Source organism: Haloferula helveola, from assembly GCF_037076345.1.
Lineage (GTDB): Bacteria > Verrucomicrobiota > Verrucomicrobiia > Verrucomicrobiales > Akkermansiaceae > Haloferula > Haloferula helveola.
This window is the reverse complement of sequence record NZ_AP024702.1, coordinates 2,165,970-2,190,113: the sequence shown is the minus strand read 5'-3', so window position 1 is coordinate 2,190,113 and position 24,144 is coordinate 2,165,970. Positions and strand designations below refer to the sequence as shown.

The following is a 24,144-nucleotide window of genomic DNA, read 5'->3' as shown; positions in this document are numbered from 1 at the left end:
ATTTCCGTGTATTCCGTGGTTCCCCAATAAAGATGCCTGAAGAAGAACAGAAGCAGGACCAGCTCGAGGGCGGCGCCTATGAGGTCATCCGCGCGCGGTTGGAGAAGCACGGCGCGACCCTGCGCGACGGGCTCGATTCGCTGAATGCCGAGCGCCTTGCCGTGTTCGGCGGGGTCGAGACGGCGCTGCTCGGTACCGAGCGGGTGTCGACCGAGCACAATTGCGTCGCGCGCGATCTGGTCACGGTCGGCAAGCGCCGCTTCCTCTTCGGCTACAACATCCAGTTCGGGCTCAAGCAGACGACGGACATCTCGGACGTCTTCTCGGCCTACGACTACGATCCGGAAACCCGTGCCTTCACCCAGGTTCCGGTCGCCGAGGTGCTCGACGATCCGCGTTTCGTCGAGGACTTCCACTACCTCTACAAGTACTACCGCGAGACGGTCTTCCAGAAGTTCATGGTGATCGGACCGCATCTGTTCATCGCGATGCGGGCCGGCAAGACGCTTGAAGACATCAAGGTCTTCAAGTGGCGGATCTTGAACGGGGAGCTCGAATACGTAGGCAACCGTTTCGACCACGAGTATGTCTTTCCCCCGCAGCAGGAATTCAAGTGGATCCGAGCCCACCGCGAGATGCATCGCTCGGGGCTGCACCCGCACATCTCGATCGAGGACCGGGTGTTCGTCGAAACGGTCGGCGGCGACCTGACGATCAAGATCGAGGACAACACGGAGACGGGAGAGGGGATCTATTCCGAGCCGGTCACGGAGAGCGATCAGACGCTTGATGACGCGGAGATCTTCTACGCCAAGGTCGGCTCGCTGATCATCCTCAAGATCCTTCCCTACCGCGAAAGCCTGCACCGCTACCTCGTCTTCAACGAGAAGACGAACTCGGTCCACCGGCTCGATGCGATCGGTGACTCGTGCGTTCTCCTTCCCGATGACCACGGCATCGTGTTCGCTAACGGCTACCTGCTCCAGAGCGGTGAGCTGAAGACCTTCGATCACGGGATTCTCGACATGCGCTTCGAGCGCCGGGTGCCGAGCTCGAACGGCGAGGACGTTCTGTTCGCGTTCTACAACCGGCCGGCCGGCGAGTATGTCCTGCTTTCCTACAACCGGATCCAGCAGAGCGTCGAGACACCGATCCTCTGCTCGGGGTTCTCGCTGTTCCCCGACGGCCAGCTGGTGCTGTTCCGATCGGACGGCCAGCCGCAGAAGCACCACGCGCTTCAGATATGGCAGACGCCGTACTTGGATGACGAGGCGGCGATGGCAACCGCGGCCGACCAGAGCTCCTACCTGTTCAAGATCGGCAATCCCGAGCTGGTTCGCGGGATGGCGGAGGCGCGCGAGCTGCTGACGCTCCTCGAAAAGGACGATTCCTTCGCGGGGCTCTACCTTGACCTGGCGAAGCGCTCCGGCGACTTGCTTGATGCCTATTTCTGGCTCGACCGCGAGGAGTGCGGAAAGCTTTCGGCGCCGCTGCGCGAGATCCGCCAGGCGGCGGAGGCGGCGATCGGGGAGTTCGACAAGGTCCAGCGGCTGCGCGAGGTCGCGGCGCAGCGGACGGCGGAAGTCCGTGCGGCGGTGGAGAAGGCGGTCCGGGAAGCCCGGACGGCGCCCGGCGACGAGCTGAAGCCGCTCGTTCATCATCTTGCGGAGCTGCGGAAGCTCCGCGGCGAGATCATCGGGCTGCGGGAAGTCCGCTACACCGAACCGGCGGTCATCGACGGCTTCGAGGCGGAAGTCGTCGACGTGACCGACGGGACATCGCAGCGGACGGTCGATTTCCTCCTCGGGGAGGATTCGCTCAAGACCTACGCCGACGCCATCGATGAACAGGAGGCCGGTGTCGCGAAGATCTCCAAGGTTGCCGAGGCCGACGATGTTGCCGAGGCGTTGGACAAGGCGGCGGGCGAGCTTGAGATGCTGATCGAGGTCGTCGGCGGCCTGAAGATCGAGGATGCCACGCAGACGACCGCGATCATCGAGCGGATCTCGTCTCTCTATGCGAAGCTGAATGGCACCCGCGGCTCGCTGCGCAACCGCCGCAAGGAGCTGGCTCGTGGTGAGGGCGAGGCCCAGTTCGCGGCGCAGATGAAGCTGCTGTCGCAGGCGCTGGCGAACTACCTCGACCTCTGCGACACGCCCGAGAAGTGCGATGAGTCGCTGACCCGGCTGATGGTCCAGGTCGAGGAGCTCGAAGGGAAGTTCTCGGAGTTCGACGAGTACATCGAACAGCTCACGACCCGCCGCGAGGAGATCTACGATGCCTTCGAAGGTCGGCGGACGCAGCTGATGGAGGGCCGGCAGAAGCGGGCCGGCGCGCTGTTCAAGAGCGCCGAGCGCATCCTCAACGGCATCCGCAACCGGGTGTCGGCCTTCAAGGAGCTCGAAGAGATCCACAGCTACTTCGCGACCGATCCGATGATCGGGAAGGTGCGGGACATCGTCGCGCAGCTCACCGAACTCGGTGACCCGGTCAAGGCCGACGATCTACAGACGCGCCTGAAGACGCTGCGCGAGGACGGGGTTCGGCAACTGAAGGACAAGAAGGAGCTCTTCGTCGATGGGCAGAACGTGCTGCGTTTCGGGAAGCATCCGTTCAGCGTGAACACGCAGGCGCTGGAGATGACGATCGTGCCTCACGAGGACGGCATGGCCTTCCATCTGGCGGGCACGAAGTTCTTCGAGCCGATCGTCGACGAGGCGTTTCTCGCGACGCGCGATGCGTGGGATCTGGAGGTGCCGAGCGAGGGACCGGACGTGGCGCGGGTGGAGTATCTGGTGTGGCGGTTCTTGATGGAGGGAGTGGAAGGGAAAGGCGGCCCGGCGGACGAGCGGGGGCGCTCGTCCCTGCCATTGCTGGAGCAGGTTCAGGCGTTCATGCAGCCGCGTTACGCGGAGGGATACACCAAGGGCGTCCATGACGAGGATGCGGCGAAGCTGCTTGAGAAGCTGATGCCGGTGCACGATGAGGCCGGCCTTCTGAAATTCGGACCGAGCCTGCGGGCGGCGGCGGTGCTTTTCTGGGAAAGCTGGCAGGATCCGGCGAAGGAGCTGCTGGCGGCGAAGTTTTCGAGTTACGGCAAACGCCGTAGCCTTTTCGAAAGCGGTGGCGATCTCGCCCGCTGGAAGGGCGGGCTGCGGACCGGATTCGAGGCGTGGCAGAAGGACGTCGGGCTTTTCGCGACCGAGGATGCGGAACGCGTGGCAGGCTATCTTTCGGAAGAGCTCGCGGCTGGCGGTGCCTTCGTGGTTTCCGCCGCCGCCGCCGAACTGGTCCGGGGCTTCGAGCATGCGCTGGTCGGAAAGCGGGCCAAGCAGACTTATGACGAGTCGGTTGGCGGTGAAGGGACGCCGGTCGAGGTCCGTTACGAGGTCGCCCGCGACTGGCTCGCCGGATTTGCCGCGAGTAGCGAGGAGGCCTTGGCTTCGACGCCGGACGGATTGAGGGACTCGGTGGTTGACGAGGGAGCGGTGCATCTGGCGCGCGGCGGATTCGAGCAGCGGTCGGTGAAGTCGGTCGAGCTCGCCGTCACGGTCGACACCCTGCGTTCGAACCACCCCCGCATCCGGGGCGGTGAGCTGGAAGTCCACTACAGCGAGTTCCTTGACCGGGTCGCGCGGCACGAGGCGTCCGACGCGCGGGCTTTCCGCGCGCTTTCCTCGCTGAAGCAGCAGCTAACCGAGGAGAAGCGCGACGCGATGAGGCTGGACGAGTTCAAGCCGAAGGTGATGAGCGCCTTCGTCCGCAACCGTCTGATCGACGAGGTCTACCTGCCGCTGATCGGCGACAACCTCGCGAAGCAGCTCGGAACCGCCGGTGCCGACACCCGGACCGACCGGATGGGCATGCTGCTCCTCATTTCCCCACCGGGCTACGGCAAGACGACTCTGATGGAGTATGTCGCCAACCGGCTCGGATTGACCTTCGTCAAGATCAACGGCCCGGCGCTCGGGCACAACGTGCTGTCGCTCGACCCGGCCGAGGCACCGAACGCCGCGGCCCGTGAGGAGGTGAAACGCCTCAATCTCGCGCTGGAGATGGGCGACAACGTGATGATCTACGTCGACGACATCCAGCATACGAATTCCGAGTTCCTGCAGAAATTCATCAGCCTTTGCGATGCCCAGCGGAAGATCGAGGGGGTCTGGAAGGGCAAGGCGCGCACCTACGACCTGCGCGGACGCAAGGTCGCGGTGGTGATGGCGGGCAACCCTTACACCGAGAGCGGCGGCAAGTTCCAGATCCCGGACATGCTGGCGAACCGGGCCGACACCTACAATCTCGGCGACATTCTTGGCGGTCACGAGGGGGCCTTCAAAGCGAGCTACATCGAGAACTCGCTGACCTCCAATCCGGCGCTTTCGCGGATGGCGAGCCGGTCGCAGAAAGACGTCCTCACCCTGATCCGGATCGCCGAGACCGGCAGCCGCGACGGCGCCGATTTCGAAGGCAACTACACGCCGGCGGAGATCGACGAGATGATCGCCGCGACCAAGCATCTGCTGAGGGTTCGCGACACGATCCTGCGGGTGAACCTCGAATACATCCGGAGCGCGGCGCAGGAGGATGCCTACCGCACCGAGCCGTCGTTCAAGCTGCAAGGCTCCTACCGGAACATGAACCGGATTGCCGAGAAGGTCCTGCCGCTGATGACCGACGACGAGGTCCGCCAGTTGATCATCGACCACTACCGCAGTGAGTCGCAGAACCTGACGACCGCCGCCGAGGCGAACCTGCTCAAGTTCTACGAGATGGAAGGCCTTCTCGACGAAAAGCAGGCCGCCCGCTGGGAGCAGATCAAGAAGGACTTCAACAAGCGGAAACTGCTTGGCGGGGCGGGTGAGAACGACCCCGTGGCGCGCGTGGTCGCGCAACTCACCCAATTCAATGACGGGCTCGAGGCGATCCGTGAAGGAATCGCCTCGGCTGGAGCGAACTACGCCAAACCGCAGTCGCTCGGCGACGAAACCGTGGCACGTCTCCAGCAGATCATCGAGGGCCTGAGGGCGGTGCCGGTCGAGGTCGACATCAAGGTCGTGCCGGTGCAGGACGACGGAGGGACGATCGAGAAAATGGAACCGTCAACCTCGCCCATCGAGGTGAAGCCGGAGGTGCGGCAACTGCCGGACGAGGAGTGACGGGTTTCCGGCCGGAAATCGCAGGGAAATCGTGACCGAAGGTCACCGGGCCCCGATATGGCGCTTGGAAACCGCCACTCCTTTTCTAGGGTCGCCGCGTGGCGGGGAAAAACATCGTCTATTTCGACCTTGAGACGCAACGGAGCTTCGGCGACGTCGGCGGCTCGGCGCATAAGGACAAGATGGGGATGTCGGTCGGCGTGACCTACAGCACCGCCGACGGCGAGTATCACATCTACGGCGAGGACCAGGCCGACGCCCTGATCGAGGAGCTCGTCCGGGCCGATCTGGTGGTCGGCTGGAACCACGTCGAGTTCGACTACCCGGTGCTCCAGGGCTACACGATCCGCGAGCTGGCCGACCAGACGATCAATCTCGACATGATGCTGGCCGCCCAGGAGATCATCGGCTTCCGGCTCAAGCTCGACGCGGTGGCCGAGGGGTCGCTGGGAATGGGCAAAACGGCTGACGGACTCGATGCCCTGAAGTGGTGGCAGGAGTACAAGAAAACCGGTGACCGGGAGCCGTTGATGAAGATCGCCGAGTACTGCGCCTTCGACGTCAAGGTGACCAAGTGCGTCCACGAGTATGCGGTCGAGCACGGCCACCTGAAGTATCACGACAAGGGCGGCCACCTGCAGGAATTCGAGGTCGACTGGAAATAGCGCGTATGGCGGAACTCGGAGAGTGGGCGGCATTGAAGGTGATCCGGGAGAAGCCTCCCGGGCTCTATCTCGATTCCGAGGGCGAGGAGGGAGAAGTGCTTCTGCCGCGCAAGGAGATGCCCGCAAGTTGGGAACTCGGCGGGACGATCGAGGTCTTTCTCTACACCGACTCCGAAGATCGGATCATCGCCACGCCGAAGCGGCCGAGAGTGATGCCGGGGGAATTCGGCTACCTCAAGGTGGTGGCCGAAACCCGTGTCGGCTCGTTTCTCGACTGGGGCCTTCAGAAGGACCTGCTGTTGCCCTTCGGCGAGCAGCGGGAGCGCGTGCCGGTCGGGCGGTCGTGCGTGGTGCACGTTCACGTCGATCCCGAGAGCGGACGGATCGTCGCCAGCCGGCGCTTGGGCCGCCATCTCAGCCAGGACCGGCCGAGATACCAGCCGGGCCAGGAAGTCGAGCTGCTGCTGTATGGCAAGACCGAGATGGGCTACAAGGCGATCGTCGATGGCAAGTTCGGCGGCGTGCTGTTTGCCAACGAGGTATTCCGCGATCTGCGGGCCGGCGAGCGGACGCAGGGCTACATCAAGGAGGTCCGCGACGACGGCAAGATCGACCTCTCGCTCTACCCGCCCGGGCGCAAGCGGGTGAACGATCTGGAATCGCGGATCGAGGACGAGCTCCACCGTCGCGGTGGATTCTGGGAGCTATGCGATTCGAGCCCGGCCGAGGTGATCCATCAAGAGCTCGGGGTCAGCAAGAAGGCGTTCAAGCAGGCGACCGGGGCGTTGTTCCGGAAGCGCAAGATTGTGATCAGCGACGACGGCATCCGCCTGACCGACGGTCAGGCCCCGCCGCGTGGCTGACCGGTTGCTTCAGCCTGCCGAACTGTGCACGTGGACTAACATTCTCATTCTAACAAACGCGTCAGGGAATTCGCGTTTTGGCGGCACGGAAGCCGGAATCCTCCGGGATTGGCGGGCCTCCGGCGAATCGACCGTTGACCCCGGGCCGATGGCATGGAAGTTGCGTGTTCCAACCCTTCCCAGCTCGCCTGTCCATGCTCGATACCGCTCTTCCTCCGACCATCCACGAAAGCCGGCTCTCCCTCCACCGCTTGCTGCCGCGGCTGCGGAAAAGCTTTCCGACGGAGAATGAGGGCGCGGACTGGGCGGCGTTCGAGGACCGGCTGGAGCGGCACTTCCCGGTGCTTTTCGACCTGCTGTGGCGGGTCTATGGTCCCAGCTACGACTTCTTCTTTCACGTCGAGCAGATCCTCCGCACCTGCGCCGAGTCGTGGCTGGCGCGCGACTCGGATCTGAAAAGCCTCGATGCCATTCGCGAAGGTCACACGCATTGGTACCAGTCGAACCGGGTGGTCGGCGCGATGGCCTATGTCGACCTCTTCTCGGGAGACCTCTCCGGCCTGCGCGAGCGGATCGTCTACCTCAAGGAGCTGGGAGTCACCTACCTGCACCTCATGCCTCTGTTCAAGAGCCCGGCGGGCGACGACGACGGTGGCTATGCGATCAGCAGCTACCGTGAGGTTGATCCGGATCTGGGAACCATGGACGAGCTGCGCGAACTCGCGGCCGAGCTTCGGCAGCAGGGGATGAGTCTCGTGCTCGACTTCGTCTTCAACCACACCTCCGACGAGCACGACTGGGCGATGGCCGCCCGCGAGGGATCGGAAGAGTTCCAAGGCTACTACTGGATGTTCCCGGATCGGGAGGAACCGGATCAGTACGAACGCACCTTGCGTCCGATTTTCCCCGACGCCCACCCCGGTTCGTTCACCTACCGCACCGCATTGGGCAAGTGGGTGTGGACGACCTTCAACAACTTCCAGTGGGACCTGAACTACAAGAACCCGGACGTCTTCAATGCGATGGCGGGCGAGATGCTCTACCTCGCCAACGCGGGTGTCGAGATGCTGCGCATGGATGCGGTCCCGTTCCTGTGGAAGGAGAAGGGCAGCAGCTGCGAGAACCTCGAGCAGGCGCACCTCCTCATCCAGGCCTTCAACGCGATCGCCCGGATCGCCGCGCCGGCGCTGATCTTCAAGTCGGAAGCGATCGTCGCGCCGGACGAGATCAAGAAATACGTGTCCGAGGAGGAGTGCCACCTTTCCTACAACCCGCCGCTGATGGTGCAGCTCTGGAACTCGCTCGCTTCACGCAATGCGAACCTGATGCTTCACTCGCTGCCGAAGCGCTTCGAGCTGCCGAAGGGATGCTCATGGGTCAACTACCTGCGCTGCCACGACGACATCGGCTGGGGCTTCGAGGATCGTGACCTGTGGGAACTCGGGATCAATCCGCACGACCACCGCTGGTTCCTCAACCGCTTCTTCACCGGCGAGCACACTTCGAGTTTCGCGCGCGGTCGGCTGTTTCAGCACAACCCGGTGACCGGTGATGCCCGGATCTGCGGCACGACCGCTTCGCTCTGCGGACTGGAGAAGGCGATCTACGAAGGTGATGAGCAGCAGACCGAGTACGCCATCCGTCGTATCTTGCTGCTCTACGGCATCATCTTCACGATGGGCGGCATCCCGCTCATCTACCTCGGCGACGAGATCGGGATCGCGAATGACTACGATTTCGAAAGCGACTCCGAGAAGGCGGGCGACGACCGCTGGCTCCACCGGCCTGCCTTCGATTGGGAGAAGGCGGAGAACCGCAAGGACCCGACCACGGTCGAGGGCAAGCTGTTCCATGGCATGCTCAAGCTTTCCCAGATCCGGAAGAACAACCAGGCGTTCCATGAGACCCACACCGAGTTCGTCGACGTGGGGAACCAGCACGTCTTTGGCTACTTCCGGGTCTACGACGGCCAGAGCATCCTCTGCCTCGCGAATTTCAACGACCACCCGGAGGAAGTCTCGGCGACCCGCCTGCGCCAGCTCGGGTTGAGGAAGACCTTTACGGACCTGATCGCCGGGCAGTCGATCGTCGCGACCGAGCGGCTCGTCATGGAGCCGCTGCAGTTCATGGCGATCCTTTGAGGGATCGGACCGCGCGAGTCCACTCGCGCTTATCATCGCGGGCGGCCGAAGGACGGGGCGCGGTCGGAGCCACGCGGTCCACTCGCGCTTATCATCGCGGGCGGCCGAAGGACGGGGCGCGGTCGGAGCCACGCGGTCCGCTGCAGCGCATCTGTCGGCCAGTCCAATTAGCGATCGGACGAGCTCACGGTGGTCGTCGTGCCGCCGCTCTCGCTGGTGATCGTCATGGTGTCGTAGTAGATCGTCACTTCTTCCTGTGGGGGCAGGTTTGCCGCGGCGGGGTCGTAGGTGCTGGCCAGCCACGGCTGGACGCGGACGATCTTGGCGCCGGTGAGCTCGATCGTGAAGAAATGCTGAGTCTGTCCTGTGTCCGGATCATTGTTGAAGAAATTGAGCCTGACGGTTCCGGTTTGCTCGTCACTGATTGCCCGGTAAAGAAGAGGCGTTGCCTTGTCGATCGGCTTGGTGATCGTGATCGGCTTGTGCGAAAGTCCTTCGACCCGACCCGCGGAGATCCCGCGGAGTACCTCGTGGCGGAAGGCGGTCACTTGGATCATGGTCGAGACATCAATGCCGCCGAATGTGGGGTAGCTGTGTTCTCCTTCGAGGTCGGTGCCGCCCATGTTGATCTCGGCGAATGCCGGAAGCGCGGCGCGGACGCTGGCGGTGACGAGGAAGGTGGCGGTGACGAGGAGGGATATCAGTTTCATGGTGTGGGCAGGTTGATTTCGACTTTGTAGAAGTAGGGGGCCGAGGGAGGGGTCGGGGCGATGGTCGCCGGTCCGTTGGACCCTGGTGTGAACGGGCCGTTCTGAAGCACGAACGAAGCCGACGGATCGGCCGCTCCGAGGAGCCGGTAAACACGGTCGGCCCGGGCTTGGAAGGAGATCGTGATCGGCTGGGTCGGACTCGGTCCGGGGGTGACCAGAACCCTGAAGAAGGAAGTCGGATCGTTGGCGAAGGTGCCAGTGACGAACTCGTCGAAGTTGGTCCATCCGTCCTTGTCCTTGTCGCCGTTACCGTCGGCCACGAGCGGGTTCAGGCCGTTCGCCTGCTCGTAGTTGTCGGTCATGCCGTCGTTGTCATCGTCGTCGTCGGCATTGTTGCCGATGCCGTCGCCGTCGGTGTCGACCGTTTCGTTGGGGTCATTGGGCAGGTCGTCGCTGATGTCGGGCACGCCGTCACCGTCGGTATCGAGCAGCGGCTCGGCTCCGCCGTTGAACTCACGGGGCAGGGGTTCCTCAAGCGACGGGTAGAGCCCGTTGTCGGCCCCGGCTGAAAAGACAGGATTCACCGCCCACGATCCCGCTGGGGAAGAGGAAGCCAGTGGGCTCACTCCGAGCAGCACGCAGGGGGTGGTGTCGCCGGTGTTGCCGATGTTCGCCACTTCGAGATGCAGGCGGTAGGGACCCGGCAGGCTGAGGTCGAGGTGGCTGTCGGGATCGGTGAAGGTGACTTCCGGATCGGAGTAGGGGTCGGCGCTGAGTGCGAAGCTCGGCGGGATGGTGGACAACGGAGTGACGTAGCCCTCGCGGGTGAACCGGAAGTTCGCGTGGCCGACTTCACACGCGAGCGTGTGAATCAGGACCACGATTCCCGCGATGACTCCGCTACGGCACATGCTCCACCATTTAGCCGGTCGGCCGTCCGGCAGAAAGGCGGAAATGGAGGAGATTCGGTTTCCCGGCCGGGGATGAAGGACCGCGCGAGCCCACTCGCGCTTATCCGTTCGGGCGCCGGAACGACGGGGCGCGACTGCCGCCGACTTCATCGGGGGAACGAGTCGCGCGGTCCGCCGCAGCGCATGAGGCGGGTTATTCTTTCTTCTTCAGGAGCGGGAAGAGGACGACGTCGCGGATGGTCGGGGCGCCGGTGAGCATCATGATGAGGCGGTCGATGCCGATGCCGATGCCGCCGGCGGGGGGCATGCCGTGCTCGAGGGTCTCGATGAAGTCGTAGTCGACGAGCTGCTCTTCCTCGCCGCCGGCCTGGTGCTCGAGGCGGTCGCGCTGGACGTCCGGGTCGTTCAGCTCGCTGTAGCCGGGGCTGATTTCCTGGCCGTTGATGATGAGCTCGTAAACCTCGACCGTCTTGCCGCCGGGCGTGACTTTCGCCAGGGGGATCAGCTCGCTCGGCACGCGGGTGACGAAGCACGGGTCGAAGGTGTGCTCCTCGACCTTCTTCTCGAAGACCTGTTGGATGACTTCGTAGTCCTCCATCTCGTCGGAGATCTGCACGCCGAGTTCGTCGCACTTGGCGCGGCGCGCCTCGGGCGTGATGTCGAAAAAGTCGTCGCCGGCCACCCCCTTGACGAGGTCGTGGTAGTTCGCGCGCTTCCACGGGCGGGTGAGATCGATGGTGCGGGTGACGTTCCCTTCCTCGTCCTTGTGATCGATCTTCAGTCCACCGCAGAAGGTCTCGGCGAGGTGGCAGACGAGGCTTTCGACCAGTTCGGCCATGATCTCGAAGTCGCCGAAGGCCTGGTAGGCCTCAAGCATCGTGAACTCCGGATTGTGGCGGCGGGAGATACCTTCGTTGCGGAAGTTGCGGTTGAGCTCGAAGACCTTGGTGAAACCGCCGACAAGCAGGCGCTTGAGGAACAGCTCGGGCGCGATCCGCATGGTCAGCGGCATGCCGAGCGCGTTGTGGAAGGTCTCGAACGGCCGCGCTGCCGCGCCACCGGCGACGCTCTGGAGCATTGGCGTCTCGACCTCGAGGTAGTCGCGCTCGTGGAAGAAGTTCCGGATTTCCGCAACCATGCGGCTGCGGGTGACGAAGATTGCCGCGCTTTCCTCGTTCGACATCAGATCGAGGTGGCGCTTGCGGTACTTCAGTTCGCGGTCGGCGACGCCGTGCCACTTGTCGGGCATCGGGCGCAGCGACTTGCTGAGCACGGTGAAATTCTCGACCTTCACGGTCGGCTCCCCGGTGCGGGTGATGAACGTTTCGCCCTCGATGCCGAGCCAGTCGCCGCGGTCGAGGCATTCGAAGATCGCGAGCTGTTCTTCGCTCAGCTTCTTGACCGCGATGAATCCCTGGATCTGTCCGAGCACGTCGCCGATGTGGAAGAAGCACGAGCGGCCCATGTTGCGCAGCCCGGTGATACGGCCGGCGACTTTGACCTGCTGGCCTTCCTCGAAGTTCTCGCGCAGTGTGGCGGGCGTGTGGGTGGTTTCGAAGGCCGCGCCGAAGGGGTCGACGCCGAGTTCGCGAAGCTTGGCGAGCTTCTCGCGGCGCACCGCGATCAGTTCGGCTTCGGTGGACTGGGATGGCGGCGTCTGGGCGGCGTCGGTCATGGCGGGGGAGGCCTTAGAACATCGAACCCGCCTCCGCAAGGGTGGGAATCGCTGAGTTTCAATGAGAGCCGACCGCTACTCGGGATCTTCCTCGGGCGGCGGCTCGAGGGAGCGGAGCCAGGCCCGGGTGTCGGCGAATTTCTCGATCGACTCGGTGAGCTCGCGGGCGATGTCGGGTTGGCCGCGCTCTTGGGCGGCTTCGATGACCGGGCCGAGACGTTCGACGTAGGCGTCGCGGACCTTCCCGGCCTGGGCGAGGAAGGCGCGGTCGATTTGTGCCTGCTTCTCGAGGTGATCGCGGGCGACCTTGATCATTCGCTGCGGGTAACCGCCTCTGGCGAGGCTACCGGGTATCCGGTTGCCATTGACCGCCTGCTTGAAGCGTTTGACCCCGGGTGCCCAGCGCTCGACTTCGCTTTTCGGGTTGCCGCGCAGCCAGACGTCGAGGTCGAAGAAGAAGCCCTGTGCATTGGTCTTGAGGGCGGCGTCTCGCTCTTTCTCGATGCCGGCGAGGAGTTCACGGGCCTTGGCGCGCACCTCGTCCATCGGGTCGGGCGCGAACGGCACCGGCTCGGGTTCCGGACTCCACTCGATGATGAAGGCGGTCGCCGTCGAACGCGGATCGGCATCGGCCCAACCCGCGTGGGGTGCGAACGCAAGAGCGTCGTACTGGCCGGTCGGCTGGCCGTCGGCCCAGCGTGCGAAGGTCCACGGCTCGCCGGTATCCCATTTCCACTCGGCGCCTTCGCGCTGGCCGCCGAGCCAGACGAGCGAGCCGGACTCCATCGGGGCGGTCACCTTTTCCAGCCAATCGGCTTCGGCGGCCGTCGCGGGAACCATCAGGTGCCCGGAGCCGAGCTCCGCGAGTTCGCGGGCCTCGGTGGCGGTCATATCGCGTTCGACAAGGAGCAGGTGGCTGTCGCCGACCTCGATGGTGCCGCGGGGGAACCGGGGAACGCTTTCCGCGAGGGTTTCGCGGGTGCGCTCGAGCATTTCGCGGAGGCCGGCGGGATTGGATCCATCGCGCTGCCACTGGATGAGGAAGGGATGCAGGGTGGATGGCGGTTCCGCGATGAGCGACGAATCGGCCTGGATGGCGACCGCCTTGCCGGTGCCGGATGGAGGAGCGGAATGGAGTCCGGCACCATCGATCCGCTGCCAGCCGGCATCGCCGAACCGGCCGACCCCGATCCACAGCGCGGGCGTCGTTTCGCCGCGCGCGGCGCTATCCGGGACTTGCGCCGCGAGCCACGCGAGGTGAAGCGGGTCGCGCGGAATGGCGAGGTGGCCGCCGTAGGCCTCGGCGAAGCGGTAGGCCTGATCCCACGTGACCGCTGCCGGGACGAGGAAGTAGTCGGACACGCCGTCGGTGATCGTGCCGATGGGATATTCGTCCCGTGCGCCGTCGGCCAGTTTCTCACGTAGGCGGACCAGCGACTGCGCGGGTTTTTCCGGAACCGGCGGGCTGGCAGGTGGCTCTTCCACCATCGGTTCGGCTTCCGGCTCGGTTTCAACCAAGGGTGGCTCGGGAGCGGGAGCGACGGGTGGTGGCTCGGCGGGTGTGGCGGTTGGCATTGCCGGCGCGGTGGGAGCCGGTGCCGCGGCGCGTTCTTGGAGCGTGCGCTGGTAGCGTTGCCAGGTCGCGTAAATCGCGCCCACCAGTGCGACAATGATCACCAGGTTGCGCGCCAGTTTCCAATCGACCGCCGACGACTGCCGCCTGCGTCCCCGGGGTTTCCGGCGGCGGCGGGCGGGTCTGCGATCGGATCTTGGCACGGGCGGGTCGTTTGGGACGGCCGGAACCATCGGGGATGCGGCAGGATTCTGCAACCCGTCGACGGTGCCTTTTTGGCTCCCGCCGACTGCTGACACGCTGAGGAGAAACAATCGGGCAGGGCCGGCGTTTCATCGGCGATGAGTCTGTGGCGATCGGCGATGCTTGCAATGGGAGTCTGCGGCGCGCTGTGGGCGCAGGACTACCCGGCAAAGGTGCACGACCCGTCCACAGTGGTCCGCGAAGGCGGCTCGGTCTGGTTTTTCTCCACCGGGATGGGTGTGAAACTGATGCAGCGAACCGCTGACGGGTCGTGGAAGCACGCCGGGCAGCTTTTCGAGCGCGGCAAGGAACCGGAATGGCATCGGGAGATGGTGCCGGAGAACCGGGGACACCTGTGGGCTCCCGACATTATCCGCTCGGGCGACCGCTGGTGGGTTTACTACTCGGTTTCGAGCTTCGGGAAAAACACGTCGGCAATCGGACTCGCGAGTTCGGCGACTCTGGATCCATCGGCGGAGAACTACGGATGGAAGGACGAGGGAATGGTGATCCGCTCCGAGAGGCGTGATCGTTTCAACGCGATCGATCCCGCCGTCATTCGGGACGGGAAGCGGCTGTGGATGAGCTTCGGGTCGTTCTGGGACGGCATCATGCTGGTGGAACTCGATCCAGAGACGGGCTTGATGAACGACCCGGAAGCCAAGCCGGTCAGGCTGGCGCATCATCACGAGATCGAGGCGCCGTTCATTTGCGAACGCGACGGCTGGTACTACCTCTTCGTGAATTGGGGTCTGTGCTGTCGGGGCGTCCGCAGCACGTATGAAATCCGTGTCGGCCGCAGCCGAAAGATCGAAGGTCCCTACGTGGATCGCGAGGGAGTCAGGATGACCGATGGAGGCGGATCACTGGTGATGTCCCGGGAAAGGGAGAACATCGGACCGGGCCACGCGTCGATCTTCGAGAACGGTGGGAAGCAATGGCTTGTGCACCATTTCTACGACGGCGAGGACCGAGGGAAGTCGAAGCTCGGAATGGCCCCGCTTTCATGGAAGGACGGATGGCCGAAGGTGAAGTGAATGATAACGGGATGGACCGCGCGAGCCCACTCGGGCTCCGCCGGACCAGATAAGCGCGAGTGGGCTCGCGCGGTCCATTTCAAGATCCCGGCACCTCCGGCGGACGGATACCACGGTGAAGTGTCCACGCCAGCGAGAGGAAGGTCGCGCCAAGGGCAAGCGTGCTGACCATCCACAGGATATCCCAGAGGTGGGGGATCGAGTACACTTGGTAGATCATTGAATTCAGCCCCCCCATCGGCAGCATGCCGATCACCCAGATCATTCCGTAGAAGAACCACGTCACCAGTTCCACCAGGCCTCCGATCAGCCCGATGAGGGTGGCACGGGTGGGTGCAAACAGGTGGAGCTTCCAGAATGCGAAGGCCCAAAGCGCTGCCGCCAGAAGGCCCGCGAGGGACGAGATGCTGCTGGTGAACTGGAACCAGAGGTTCATGAGTGGAGCGGAAGTTGATGTTGGCGGATCATCCGCCTCACGAGGGAGAGAAACCCTATCCCGATCAGCAGGAACCCGATCTGGCCGAGCACGCTGAACCCGCTTTGGACCATGAAGTAGGCTTCGGACACACTCTGGTCGTCATACGAATAGTAGATGTCCTCGACCTCCTCGGCGGCAAATCTGCCTTCGAGGACCGCGCTGAGCCGATCGGTTCCGATGAAGAAAGAGGCCAGCGGGAACAGCTGCGAAAAACCGAAGACGATCGTGCCGAACGGCAACAAGCGGGGAAGCTTGAAGACGCGGTATCTCAGGATGGCCAGCAGCAGCAGGATCGCCGACGCGGCGATGACGAGGGTATGGATCTGATACATCGGCTCGGGCAGTGGGGATCGGTCAGAATCTCCATCCGACTCCGATCGTGAATCCCAAAGCGTCGATTCCAGGGTTGGGCGAAGTCTGGCCGCCGTTCGAGTGGTGGACGAAGTACGGTCCTCCCAGTAGTGAAACATTCTCGCCGATCTCGCGACGCAGGCCGAGGTGGGCGAACCAGTTCAGGGTGAAGTCCTGCCCCTGACCGCCGGGGACGTTGGTGGAATCGGTCATGCCGATGCCACCGCCGATCGAGAAGAACAGCGAGGTCTTCTCATCCGGGAACCAGTATTCGATCGACGGTGCCGCGGAAAGGCCGAGGTAGCCGGTCTCCGGTCCGGCGGCGAAAACCTCCATCATCAGCGAGAAGCGGGAGCGGACGACAAGTCGCGCGCCGTGTTCGTCTTCCCACCAACTCCACTGGACCGGAGTGCGCAGGGTCAGCTGGGTCGGGATGATTTGGTAGTCGATCGGTGTGTTCGATCCGACGTTCCATGCGTAGCCGGATTCGAGGGTCAGCTCCCATGCTTCCGCAGGATGCGCGACAGCAGGGGCCGGGGTTTCGAGATCGGCCAGAGGAAGCGAACAGACGATGAGCGGAACGATCATGGATGGAGTTTGTTAAGTTTTCCTAAGTTTTAGGTTGAACGAAATCTGCGGGCATGGTATCGCGACCTGTCTTTTCGGGGATTGGATTGGTCGGCCCCGTCGAGCCTTCGGGCTTGGCGGGGCTTCCTCGTTTCCGGGACCCCCTTCGGCTGCTTCCATAAGTGCGGGTCCGACCGGATTCGTCAAACCCGGGATGGGGAAGGTAGGGATGCGTGTCCTCAGGTCCCCCGATTGGGTCGGGGCTCGTCAGGCGCGGTGATTCTTACCCGTGAGAGATGATCGAAATTGGAGGGATGCTCGGCGGACAAGCGGGGGCGCTTGTCCCTACCTTTGTCAGATCTCGTCTTCGTCGCCGGGGACCGGCGGGATCAGGTCCTCGCGCATCAGGAGGAGCTGCAGGTCGAGGTCGGGGAGCAGGTCGGCGGGAGTCCGCACCACGGTGGTCGCGTAAGGCGCGAGTCGGTCGAGCTCGGCGATCGTGCAGTGGATCATCGAGGTCATGATGTCGTGATCGTATTTTTCCCGGTCGAACAGGTTGGTGATCCGGAAGACCAGGCGCTGGCGGTCGAGGTCGTACTCGAAGCCGCCTAGGTTCAGCGATTTGTTGGCGCGTGCGAGCAGTTCGAGGATCGCGTGCTCGTGGTCATCGTCCGCCGGCAAGGGCATCTCACCAATCACGGCCAACGCGTTCAGCGGCGGGTAAGCCTGGGCGAAGAGCTCGATACGGGTGTGGTGGCCGGAGAAGACGGAGCGCAGGACGTCCTTTCCTTCGACGGCTTCGCAGTGCCAGCCGTTGCGGCCGAAGGTGTCTTCCACGGACTGGATCTGAAGAGAGGGCGGGCGCATGGGAGGAGATTGAACGTCGAACCCTCCTTCGCCAAGGCTTCGGAAGGGCAGGCATCGAACGTCCAACCTTGAACGTTGGAATGAGTCAGTCGGCTCGCTCGATCCGGCCCTTGAGGGCCTTGGCGAGGAGCGGTCGGCGGTTTTTCGGAATGGGAGATAGCTCGAGGTGGATGCCCGAGTTCTGATCCGGATCGAAATGGAGGGTGGCGATGTGTTTCCCGACCTCGACCGAGTCGATCTCACCCCATGGGATCATCCGCATCCCGCTGACCGGCCGGAAGAAGGGGAAGATCTCGACGCCCAGCGGGCTGAGGATGAGGTAGGCGTGCCGGGTGCAGTGGAGTGCCAGCCGCATGCAGATCCAGCACAGGGCAAGCGGGATCAGGCTCCAGGCCGGGTGGGGCAGCGCGGGGTTGTCGACGCGGTGGAAGCTGATCGAGATGAGAACGATCGCGATGCCGGCGGTCACGGCGGCACCGATCCAGAACGGAACGGCCTGCGCGGCACGGGTGAACCGCAGTTCCTTGTGGGGCTCGACGACCGGCATGGGAGCGGAGCATTTCCCCGTGGGGGAGGGTTGGGAAGGAGGATCTGCAGAGGCCCGCGAAGATCAGATGCAGGCGTCAGATAGGTTTCACAAGGTCCAGCAGGGTCTCCGCGAAGGTCTTTTGGAAGCCGGGGATGCTCATGCCGTTGCGGACGCGTTCGCACAGCTCCTCCGGCGGCTTCGGCATGCCTCGGTCGACGTAGTCACGCAACGCCGCGGCGACGGCGGCGCTCGAGGACGCGTCGATGTGAAACTCGTCCGGCAGCAGATCGCGCATTCCATCGCAGTCCGACCCGAGAACGGGCGTTCCGCAGGCGAGTGCTTCGAGCATAACGAGCGGCACGCCTTCGTAGCGCGACGGAATCACGAGCGCGTCGGCTGCCGGGTAAAGCTTGGCGGTATCGGCCCACGGGATGCGACGCACCCGGTTGCCGAGTTTCCGGGCTTCGATCAACTGGTCGAGGGTGTCCGAGTCGGGCCCCTCGCCACCGATCACAAGGTGGCACTCATCGACAATCGGACGCGAAACCGCCCGGACCAGCCGGTCCTGCTGCTTTTGGCGGAGGTCGATTCGGCCGACGCAGGCGAAGAGCGGGACGCCGACCGGCAGATCGAGCGCGCGACGGCATTCGTCGCGGTCGGCCGGCGCGAAGCGTTCGGTGTCGATGCCCGGAAAGACGACCTCGACCGGCCCCTTCGCGCCGCGGGCCCGCAGGTGCGCGGCCAGTTCATCGCAGCTGGTGATGAAGGCGTCGGGTCGCTCGATCAGCATCGGGGCGCCCCAATCGAGCAGCCGTCCGAGCTTCGCGCCCATGGTCTGGTAGGAGTGCGGCATCGCCAGGTAGCTGATGGCGCGCACGCCGCACTTGTTGGCCGCGATGATGCCGAGCGACGAGGGCTCGATGCCGCCCTGCACCGAGACGACGGCGTCGGGGGCGATGCGGCGGATGGTCGCGCTGAGGTCGGCGATCCGGCCGCGTGAGAAAAAGTGGCGGATCGCCTCGAAGCGGGACGCCTGCTCGTCGGTCTCCTCGACGGTGAGGGCCGGAAACCGCTGACGTAGGGTCTCAAGTCGCTTCACGAGGGTCGTGTTCTCCTCGCAGACGATGAAATGAACCTTGATGCCCGGTTTCGCGAGGATCGCCTCGAGACCGAGAAGGGTCATCGCCTCGTGCCCGCCGAAGAGCGGACGGTCATCGTAGAACAGAAGCGTCACTCGGCGGAATGCTTGCCGGAAACCCGGCCAGTGCACAATGCCCGAATGGCGAGCTCCTTTCCGGCGGGCTGTGTCGCTTGCGGGCGGAGCGGATCGGCCCTAGAGAAACGGCGATGGCATTTCAGTTGGTCAGCGATTACCGGCCGCAGGGCGACCAGGGGCAGGCAATCGAGAAGCTGGTGAAGTCGATCGAGGCCGGCAACCCGCACCAGACGCTGCTCGGCGTGACCGGTTCGGGGAAGACCTATACCATGGCCTCGGTGATCGAGCGGATCGGCAAGCCGGCGCTGATCATGAGCCACAACAAGACGCTGGCGGCGCAGCTCTACTCGGAGTTCAAGAATTTCTTCCCGCACAACGCGGTCGAGTACTTCGTCAGCTACTTCGATTACTACCAGCCGGAGGCCTACATTCCGCGGACCGACACCTACATTGAGAAAGACTCGTCGATCAACGACGAGATCGAGCGCCTGCGGCTGTCGTCGATGGGGTCGCTGCTCACTCGCGAGGACACCATTGTGATCGCCTCGGTCAGCTGCATCTACGGCTTGGGCTCGCCCGAGGACTACGAGGGCATGATGATCCCGGTCTGGGTCGGCCAGGAGATCGGCCGCGACGAGCTGCTGGAGAGCCTTGTCGGGCTGCTCTTCGAGCGTAACGACATCGCTTTCGGCCGAGGAAAGTTCCGGGTGCGTGGCGACGTCGTGGAAGTGCATCCGGCCTACCTCGACGAGACCGCGGTTAGGGTCGAGTTCTTCGGCGACGAGATCGACCGGATCACCACCATCGACACCCTCACCGGCTCGATGATCGAGGCGGTCGATCGCTACACCTTCTTTCCGGCGAAGCAGTTCGTGACGCCGGGCGACAAGATGAAGAAGGCGATCGTCGAGATCCGGAAGGAGGCCGACGCGCGGGTCGCGGAGTTCGAGAGCCAGGGCAAGCTGATCGAGGCGCAGCGGCTGCGGATGCGGACCGACTACGACATCGAGATGATGCGCGAGATGGGATTTTGCCAGGGGATCGAGAATTACTCGCGCCACCTGACCGGCCGCCCGCCGGGAGCGAGGCCCTACACCTTGCTCGACTTCTTTCCCGACGACTACCTGACGCTGATCGACGAGAGTCATGTGACCATTCCGCAGGTCGGGGGCATGTACGAGGGAGACCGTAGTCGGAAGACGGTGCTGGTGGATCACGGATTTCGCCTTCCGAGCGCGCTCGACAACCGGCCTTTGCGGTTCGATGAGTTCATGAAGATGACGCGGCAGCGACTCTACGTCTCGGCGACGCCGGGGCCGTTCGAGATGGTCAACTCACGCGCCGACAACCGGAGCTTCATTCCGGTCAAGGGTCGCAAGGACGACCGTGGTTTCACGCCTTTCGACCTCAAGCGGATGAACATCATTCCGAGCGGAAGTGCCGAGCCGGTCGAGGCATTCGATCCGACCCGGCCCGGGAAGCCGTTGGTGGTCGAGCAGATCATCCGGCCGACAGGATTGTTGGATCCGGTCCTCGAACTGCGGCCGCTGAAAGGCCAGATCGACGAGACGATCGAGCTGTGCCGCCAGCGGATCGAGATCGGGGAGAGGGTGCTGGTGACCACCTTGACGAAGAAGACCGCGGAGGATCTGTCGGAGTATCTGCAGAACGTCGGTCTCAAGGTGCGCTACATCCACGCCGATATCGATGCGGTCGAGCGTGTGGAAATTCTGCGCCAGCTGCGGGCGGCGGAGTTCGACATTCTGGTTGGGATCAACCTGCTTCGTGAGGGACTCGATTTGCCCGAGGTTTCACTGGTCTGCATCCTCGATGCCGACAAGGAAGGCTTCCTTCGGAACGAGACGAGCCTGATCCAGACAGCCGGCCGGGCGGCGCGGCATCTCAACGGGAAGTGTGTGTTGTTCTGTGACGAGGTCACCGACTCGATCCAGAAGTTGCTCGATGTGACCGAGTACCGTCGCACCCGTCAACAGGAGCACAACGAGGAGCACGGGATCACTCCGCAGAGCGTGAAGCGTGCGGTGCAGGAGAGCCTGCAATTGTATTCGAACCAGAAGGAAGGGGCTGAAAAGCTCAGCCGCTCGCTGGTGGCGGAAGACGAGGAGGTTTACGACAAGGTCCGGGTCATCGCGGAGCTTGAGAAGGAGATGCGCGATGCCGCGGCCAAGCTCGAGTTCGAGCGAGCCGCGCACCTACGGGACCAGATTGCCCAGTTGAAGGACGGCAGCGCCAAGCCGGCGAAGAAGAAGGTGAGGTATCGGAAGTGACCGGCCAGCCGAAGTGGCTGGTGGCAGGTGGCAGGTGGCAGGTGGCAGGTGGCAGGTGGCAGGTGGCAGGTGGCAGGTGGCAGGTGGCAGGTGGCAGGTGGCAGGTGGCAGGTGGCAGGTGGCAGGTGTTCCGAAATCTCGAGAGCCCCGAAGGGGCGACGGCATTTAGCCACGGGGTTCACCCCGTGGTTCCCCGGTTCGGAAGATGATTGAGCCCCGCGAGGGGCGTAGGCGGAGACTTGAACCACCTGCCCGTAGCGCCTCGCCCACGCCCCTCGCGGGGCTACGGATTCCGTTTCCAACGCTTCCACGGGGTGAACCCCGTGGCTAAATGCCGTCGCCCCTTCGGGGCTGCACGTTCGGATCCGTCCGAACCATTCTCCCGACACTCAGGTGAATTCAAGTCTGCGGGTATTCTGGTGCTTGGCCCGGACCGCGCGAGCCCACTCGCGCCCCGGAGCCCCGGGAGAGATGATCGTCCGGGTCGCCGGGAACCCCCCGTGAAAGTGGACTGGAACGCGCACCCTTCCGTGATCGGGGTTGGCAAGCGGGTCGTAACCGCCGTGCGCGAATAGGCTCGCGCGGTCCGCTCCGCAACCCCGGCACGAAAATGCCCGCCTTTCGGCGGGCATCTCGAACACGAATCAGACAAACACAAAGCCCCGCGTTACTCCTTCGCGGCGTCGAGCTTCTCGCGAACCTTGTCGGAGAGCTCGGTGAAGAGCTCTTCGTTGTCCTTGAGAGCCTGCTTGGCCGCGTCACGGCCTTGGGCAAGCTGTTCGCCGTTGTAGGCGAACCACGACCCGCGCTTCTGGATGAGATCGAACTCGAGGGCGAGATCGAGCAACGAGCCGGTCGAGGAGATCCCCTCGTTGTACATGATGTCGAACTCGCAAGTCGTGAAGGGCGGGGCGACCTTGTTCTTCACGATCTTGATCTTGGTCCGGTTGCCCTGAACGGTGCCATCCGTCGCCTTGATCTGGCCGATGCGGCGGATGTCGACCCGGACTGAGGAGAAGAACTTCAGCGCGCGGCCGCCCGGGGTGGTCTCCGGATTGCCGAACATCACGCCGATCTTCTCCCGGATCTGGTTGGTGAAGATGCAGACCGTGCGGGCTTTGGAAATCAGGGCGGTCAGCTTGCGCATCGCGGCGCTCATCAGGCGGGCTTGGGTGCCGACGGTTGAATCGCCGATCTCGCCATCGAGTTCCTGCTTCGTCACCAGAGCCGCGACCGAGTCGAGCACGATGACGTCGATTGCATTGGAGCGAACCAGCGTTTCACAGATCTGCAGGGCTTCCTCGCCGGAGTTCGGCTGGGAAACGAGGAGGTCATCCAGATTGACGCCGAGCTTTTGCGCATACTGGGGGTCGAGAGCGTGCTCGACGTCGATGAATGCCGCTAGGCCGCCCTTTTTCTGGGCCTGGGCGATCGCGGTGAGCGTGAGGGTCGTCTTACCCGACGATTCCGGGCCGAAAACCTCGATGATCCGGCCGCGGGGGAAGCCGCCGACACCTAGAGCGCGGTCGATGACCAGATTGCCGGTAGGGATGACATCGACGTCGACGCGGTGTTCGTCGCCCATCCGCATGATGGCGGCTTCGCCGAACTCCTTCTGAATCTGGGAGATGGCCAGGTCGAGGTTGCGTTTGCGGGCGTCAGCAAGCTTTTCGGAGGGATCAGCGGTCTTTGGCATGGCGAACCGTGTCGCAGATCCGCCGTCGAAGGTCAATTGAGAAAAGATGTTCTCTTGAACAAAAACGAGCCAATTTCGGATTTCTTAAGCATTGGCACGAAAAAGCGCCGCCGGACACGGTCCGGCGGCGCTGGAAAATAGTTGGTGGGTGAGGCGATTACTCGTCCGAATCGCCCTTTTCGTCGGCCTTGCTGGCCTCCACCTGAGCCTGCATCTGCGAGATGCGGCCCTTGAAGTCCTCGATCCGGCCCGCGAGTTCGCTGTCCGGGGCGATTTCCTTGGCTTCGTCCATCGCCTTGAGGGCGGCGTCGAACTCCTGCTGCTGGGCGAGGATCATGCCCTTGTAGAGCGCGACCTGCTGCTTCTGTTCGCCTTCGAACTCGCCCGAAGCGAGTGTTTCGTCGACGTGAGCCAGCGCCTTCTCGTGGTCACGGGCGCGGGCGAAGTTGTTCAGCTCGGACTCGAACTTGCCGAACTTCTGCTTCATCTCGATCTGCTTCACGAAGCCGGTCTCGTCTTCCGGGTCGGCCGCTTTGATCGTCTCGATCGTGTCGCCGTAGAAGGAGGCGACCATTTCGTCTTCGAGTCCCATCGCGTTGAGGGCCTCGACCAGAGCCTTGGCCTTGTCGACGCCTTCCGACTTCTCGGCCTTGGCGAAGGCCTCGTCGCGGGTCTTGCGGGCTTCAAGCAGTTCATCGAGGTGCTTCACATACTTCTCCGGGCCGCCTTGCTGATAGCCGGTGCGGGCGAAGGGTTTGCCCTCGGCGTCGGTCAGCAGGATCGTCGGGAAACCCTTGATGCCGTATTCGCTCTGGAGCTCCTCATTCTGCTTCTGGGTCTCTTCCGAGAGCTTCGACTTGTCGCGGAGGAAATCGAGTTCCACGAGCACGAACTTGTCCTTCACGCCTTCCTTGAAGGGGTCGTGCTGAAAGACTTCCTCGTTAAGCTTGATGCACCAGCCACACCAGTCGGAGCCGGTGAAGTCGATAAGCAGACTCTTGTCCTCTTCGGCGGCCTGTTTCTTGGCGGCGGCGAAGTCATGGGTCCAGCCTTCGCCGCCGGCGAGGGCCTGACCAAGGGTTGCCGCGCATGCCGCGGCGAGCAGGATTGGTTTGATTTTCATCGGCGGGAAGGCTCGGGCCGAATCCGATGAAGTCGAGGGAAAAGCAAGTTGCCCC

The 24,144-nt window shown here is 63.6% G+C and carries 18 protein-coding genes; 6 read left to right on the top strand and 12 right to left on the bottom strand.

The window, feature by feature from the left end; all coding sequences use genetic code 11:
* The first annotated feature begins 32 nt into the window (after positions 1-32).
* From HAHE_RS07930 to HAHE_RS07915, 4 genes are all read left to right on the top strand, one after another.
* Positions 33-5,156 (top strand): DNA repair ATPase, encoded by a 5,124-nt coding sequence (locus HAHE_RS07930; RefSeq protein WP_338689985.1) that lies wholly within the window; start codon positions 33-35, stop codon positions 5,154-5,156.
* Between the two features lie 98 nt (positions 5,157-5,254).
* Positions 5,255-5,821 (top strand): ribonuclease H-like domain-containing protein, encoded by a 567-nt coding sequence (locus HAHE_RS07925; protein WP_338689984.1) that lies wholly within the window; start codon positions 5,255-5,257, stop codon positions 5,819-5,821.
* Between the two features lie 5 nt (positions 5,822-5,826).
* Complete coding sequence (locus HAHE_RS07920) at positions 5,827-6,684, top strand: CvfB family protein (protein WP_338689983.1); 858 nt, start codon at positions 5,827-5,829, stop codon at positions 6,682-6,684.
* Positions 6,685-6,878: 194 nt separating this feature from the next.
* The gene (locus tag HAHE_RS07915) at positions 6,879-8,825 is read left to right on the top strand and encodes an amylosucrase (protein ID WP_338689982.1); all 1,947 of its coding nucleotides are present in this window, start codon (positions 6,879-6,881) and stop codon (positions 8,823-8,825) included.
* A gap of 167 nt (positions 8,826-8,992) precedes the next feature.
* Here HAHE_RS07915 and tssD read toward each other — a convergent pair whose 3' ends face one another.
* The 4 genes from tssD to HAHE_RS07895 form a co-directional block, all read right to left on the bottom strand.
* Positions 8,993-9,535, bottom strand: coding sequence for a type VI secretion system tube protein TssD (tssD, locus tag HAHE_RS07910; protein ID WP_338689980.1), 543 nt, complete (start codon positions 9,533-9,535; stop codon positions 8,993-8,995).
* Positions 9,532-10,446, bottom strand: coding sequence for a hypothetical protein (locus HAHE_RS07905; RefSeq protein WP_338689978.1), 915 nt, complete (start codon positions 10,444-10,446; stop codon positions 9,532-9,534). Before HAHE_RS07905 ends, tssD begins: the two co-directional genes overlap by 4 nt.
* A 193-nt stretch (positions 10,447-10,639) precedes the next feature.
* A complete protein-coding gene (gene lysS, locus HAHE_RS07900; RefSeq protein ID WP_338689976.1) occupies positions 10,640-12,121 on the bottom strand; it encodes a lysine--tRNA ligase in 1,482 nt (493 codons plus the stop codon).
* Positions 12,122-12,196: 75 nt separating this feature from the next.
* Positions 12,197-13,897, bottom strand: a complete 1,701-nt coding sequence (locus tag HAHE_RS07895) for a C-type lectin domain-containing protein (protein ID WP_338689975.1) — start codon at positions 13,895-13,897, stop codon at positions 12,197-12,199.
* Between the two features lie 138 nt (positions 13,898-14,035).
* On the opposite strand from HAHE_RS07895, the gene HAHE_RS07890 reads away from it, so the two are divergent.
* On the top strand, positions 14,036-14,974 hold the full coding sequence (locus tag HAHE_RS07890; protein WP_338689973.1) for an arabinan endo-1,5-alpha-L-arabinosidase: 939 nt from the start codon (positions 14,036-14,038) through the stop codon (positions 14,972-14,974).
* Between the two features lie 79 nt (positions 14,975-15,053).
* Here the strand turns inward: HAHE_RS07890 and HAHE_RS07885 are convergent, their stop codons facing one another.
* From HAHE_RS07885 to HAHE_RS07860, 6 genes are all read right to left on the bottom strand, one after another.
* Positions 15,054-15,410 carry a hypothetical protein gene (locus HAHE_RS07885; RefSeq protein WP_338689971.1) on the bottom strand — a complete coding sequence of 119 codons (357 nt, stop codon included), beginning with the start codon at positions 15,408-15,410 and terminating at the stop codon, positions 15,054-15,056.
* Positions 15,407-15,784: a hypothetical protein gene (locus HAHE_RS07880; RefSeq protein WP_338689969.1), complete on the bottom strand. Its 378-nt coding sequence runs from the start codon at positions 15,782-15,784 to the stop codon at positions 15,407-15,409. Before HAHE_RS07880 ends, HAHE_RS07885 begins: the two co-directional genes overlap by 4 nt.
* A 22-nt stretch (positions 15,785-15,806) precedes the next feature.
* A complete protein-coding gene (locus HAHE_RS07875; RefSeq protein WP_338689968.1) occupies positions 15,807-16,391 on the bottom strand; it encodes an acyloxyacyl hydrolase in 585 nt (194 codons plus the stop codon).
* A 333-nt stretch (positions 16,392-16,724) separates the two neighbouring features.
* Positions 16,725-17,237, bottom strand: coding sequence for a YbjN domain-containing protein (locus HAHE_RS07870; RefSeq protein ID WP_338689967.1), 513 nt, complete (start codon positions 17,235-17,237; stop codon positions 16,725-16,727).
* Positions 17,238-17,322: 85 nt separating this feature from the next.
* Positions 17,323-17,784 carry a hypothetical protein gene (locus HAHE_RS07865; protein ID WP_338689966.1) on the bottom strand — a complete coding sequence of 154 codons (462 nt, stop codon included), beginning with the start codon at positions 17,782-17,784 and terminating at the stop codon, positions 17,323-17,325.
* Positions 17,785-17,860: 76 nt separating this feature from the next.
* Positions 17,861-19,000 (bottom strand): glycosyltransferase family 4 protein, encoded by a 1,140-nt coding sequence (locus tag HAHE_RS07860; RefSeq protein ID WP_338689964.1) that lies wholly within the window; start codon positions 18,998-19,000, stop codon positions 17,861-17,863.
* Positions 19,001-19,113: 113 nt separating this feature from the next.
* Here HAHE_RS07860 and HAHE_RS07855 point away from each other — a divergent pair, with 113 nt between their 5' ends.
* Positions 19,114-21,270 carry an excinuclease ABC subunit UvrB gene (locus tag HAHE_RS07855; RefSeq protein WP_338689962.1) on the top strand — a complete coding sequence of 719 codons (2,157 nt, stop codon included), beginning with the start codon at positions 19,114-19,116 and terminating at the stop codon, positions 21,268-21,270.
* A gap of 667 nt (positions 21,271-21,937) precedes the next feature.
* Here the strand turns inward: HAHE_RS07855 and recA are convergent.
* Entirely contained in the window at positions 21,938-22,966 is a 1,029-nt protein-coding gene (gene recA / locus HAHE_RS07850) for a recombinase RecA (protein ID WP_338689960.1), read from the bottom strand.
* Positions 22,967-23,123: 157 nt separating this feature from the next.
* Positions 23,124-24,089, bottom strand: a complete 966-nt coding sequence (locus HAHE_RS07845) for a thioredoxin family protein (protein WP_338689959.1) — start codon at positions 24,087-24,089, stop codon at positions 23,124-23,126.
* Positions 24,090-24,144: the final 55 nt, after the last annotated feature.

What these genes read in the sequence shown, in the direction of transcription:
- HAHE_RS07880 (WP_338689969.1), bottom strand. Translation starts at nt 15,784, where the DNA reads ATGTATCAGATCCATACCCTCGTCATCGCCGCGTCGGCGATCCTGCTG.
- HAHE_RS07915 (WP_338689982.1), top strand. Translation starts at nt 6,879, where the DNA reads ATGCTCGATACCGCTCTTCCTCCGACCATCCACGAAAGCCGGCTCTCC.
- HAHE_RS07865 (WP_338689966.1), bottom strand. Translation starts at nt 17,784, where the DNA reads ATGCCGGTCGTCGAGCCCCACAAGGAACTGCGGTTCACCCGTGCCGCG.
- HAHE_RS07930 (WP_338689985.1), top strand. Translation starts at nt 33, where the DNA reads ATGCCTGAAGAAGAACAGAAGCAGGACCAGCTCGAGGGCGGCGCCTAT.
- HAHE_RS07920 (WP_338689983.1), top strand. Translation starts at nt 5,827, where the DNA reads ATGGCGGAACTCGGAGAGTGGGCGGCATTGAAGGTGATCCGGGAGAAG.
- HAHE_RS07855 (WP_338689962.1), top strand. Translation starts at nt 19,114, where the DNA reads ATGGCATTTCAGTTGGTCAGCGATTACCGGCCGCAGGGCGACCAGGGG.
- HAHE_RS07875 (WP_338689968.1), bottom strand. Translation starts at nt 16,391, where the DNA reads ATGATCGTTCCGCTCATCGTCTGTTCGCTTCCTCTGGCCGATCTCGAA.
- HAHE_RS07845 (WP_338689959.1), bottom strand. Translation starts at nt 24,089, where the DNA reads ATGAAAATCAAACCAATCCTGCTCGCCGCGGCATGCGCGGCAACCCTT.
- HAHE_RS07885 (WP_338689971.1), bottom strand. Translation starts at nt 15,410, where the DNA reads ATGAACCTCTGGTTCCAGTTCACCAGCAGCATCTCGTCCCTCGCGGGC.
- recA (WP_338689960.1), bottom strand. Translation starts at nt 22,966, where the DNA reads ATGCCAAAGACCGCTGATCCCTCCGAAAAGCTTGCTGACGCCCGCAAA.
- HAHE_RS07870 (WP_338689967.1), bottom strand. Translation starts at nt 17,237, where the DNA reads ATGCGCCCGCCCTCTCTTCAGATCCAGTCCGTGGAAGACACCTTCGGC.
- lysS (WP_338689976.1), bottom strand. Translation starts at nt 12,121, where the DNA reads ATGACCGACGCCGCCCAGACGCCGCCATCCCAGTCCACCGAAGCCGAA.
- HAHE_RS07905 (WP_338689978.1), bottom strand. Translation starts at nt 10,446, where the DNA reads ATGTGCCGTAGCGGAGTCATCGCGGGAATCGTGGTCCTGATTCACACG.
- tssD (WP_338689980.1), bottom strand. Translation starts at nt 9,535, where the DNA reads ATGAAACTGATATCCCTCCTCGTCACCGCCACCTTCCTCGTCACCGCC.
- HAHE_RS07890 (WP_338689973.1), top strand. Translation starts at nt 14,036, where the DNA reads ATGAGTCTGTGGCGATCGGCGATGCTTGCAATGGGAGTCTGCGGCGCG.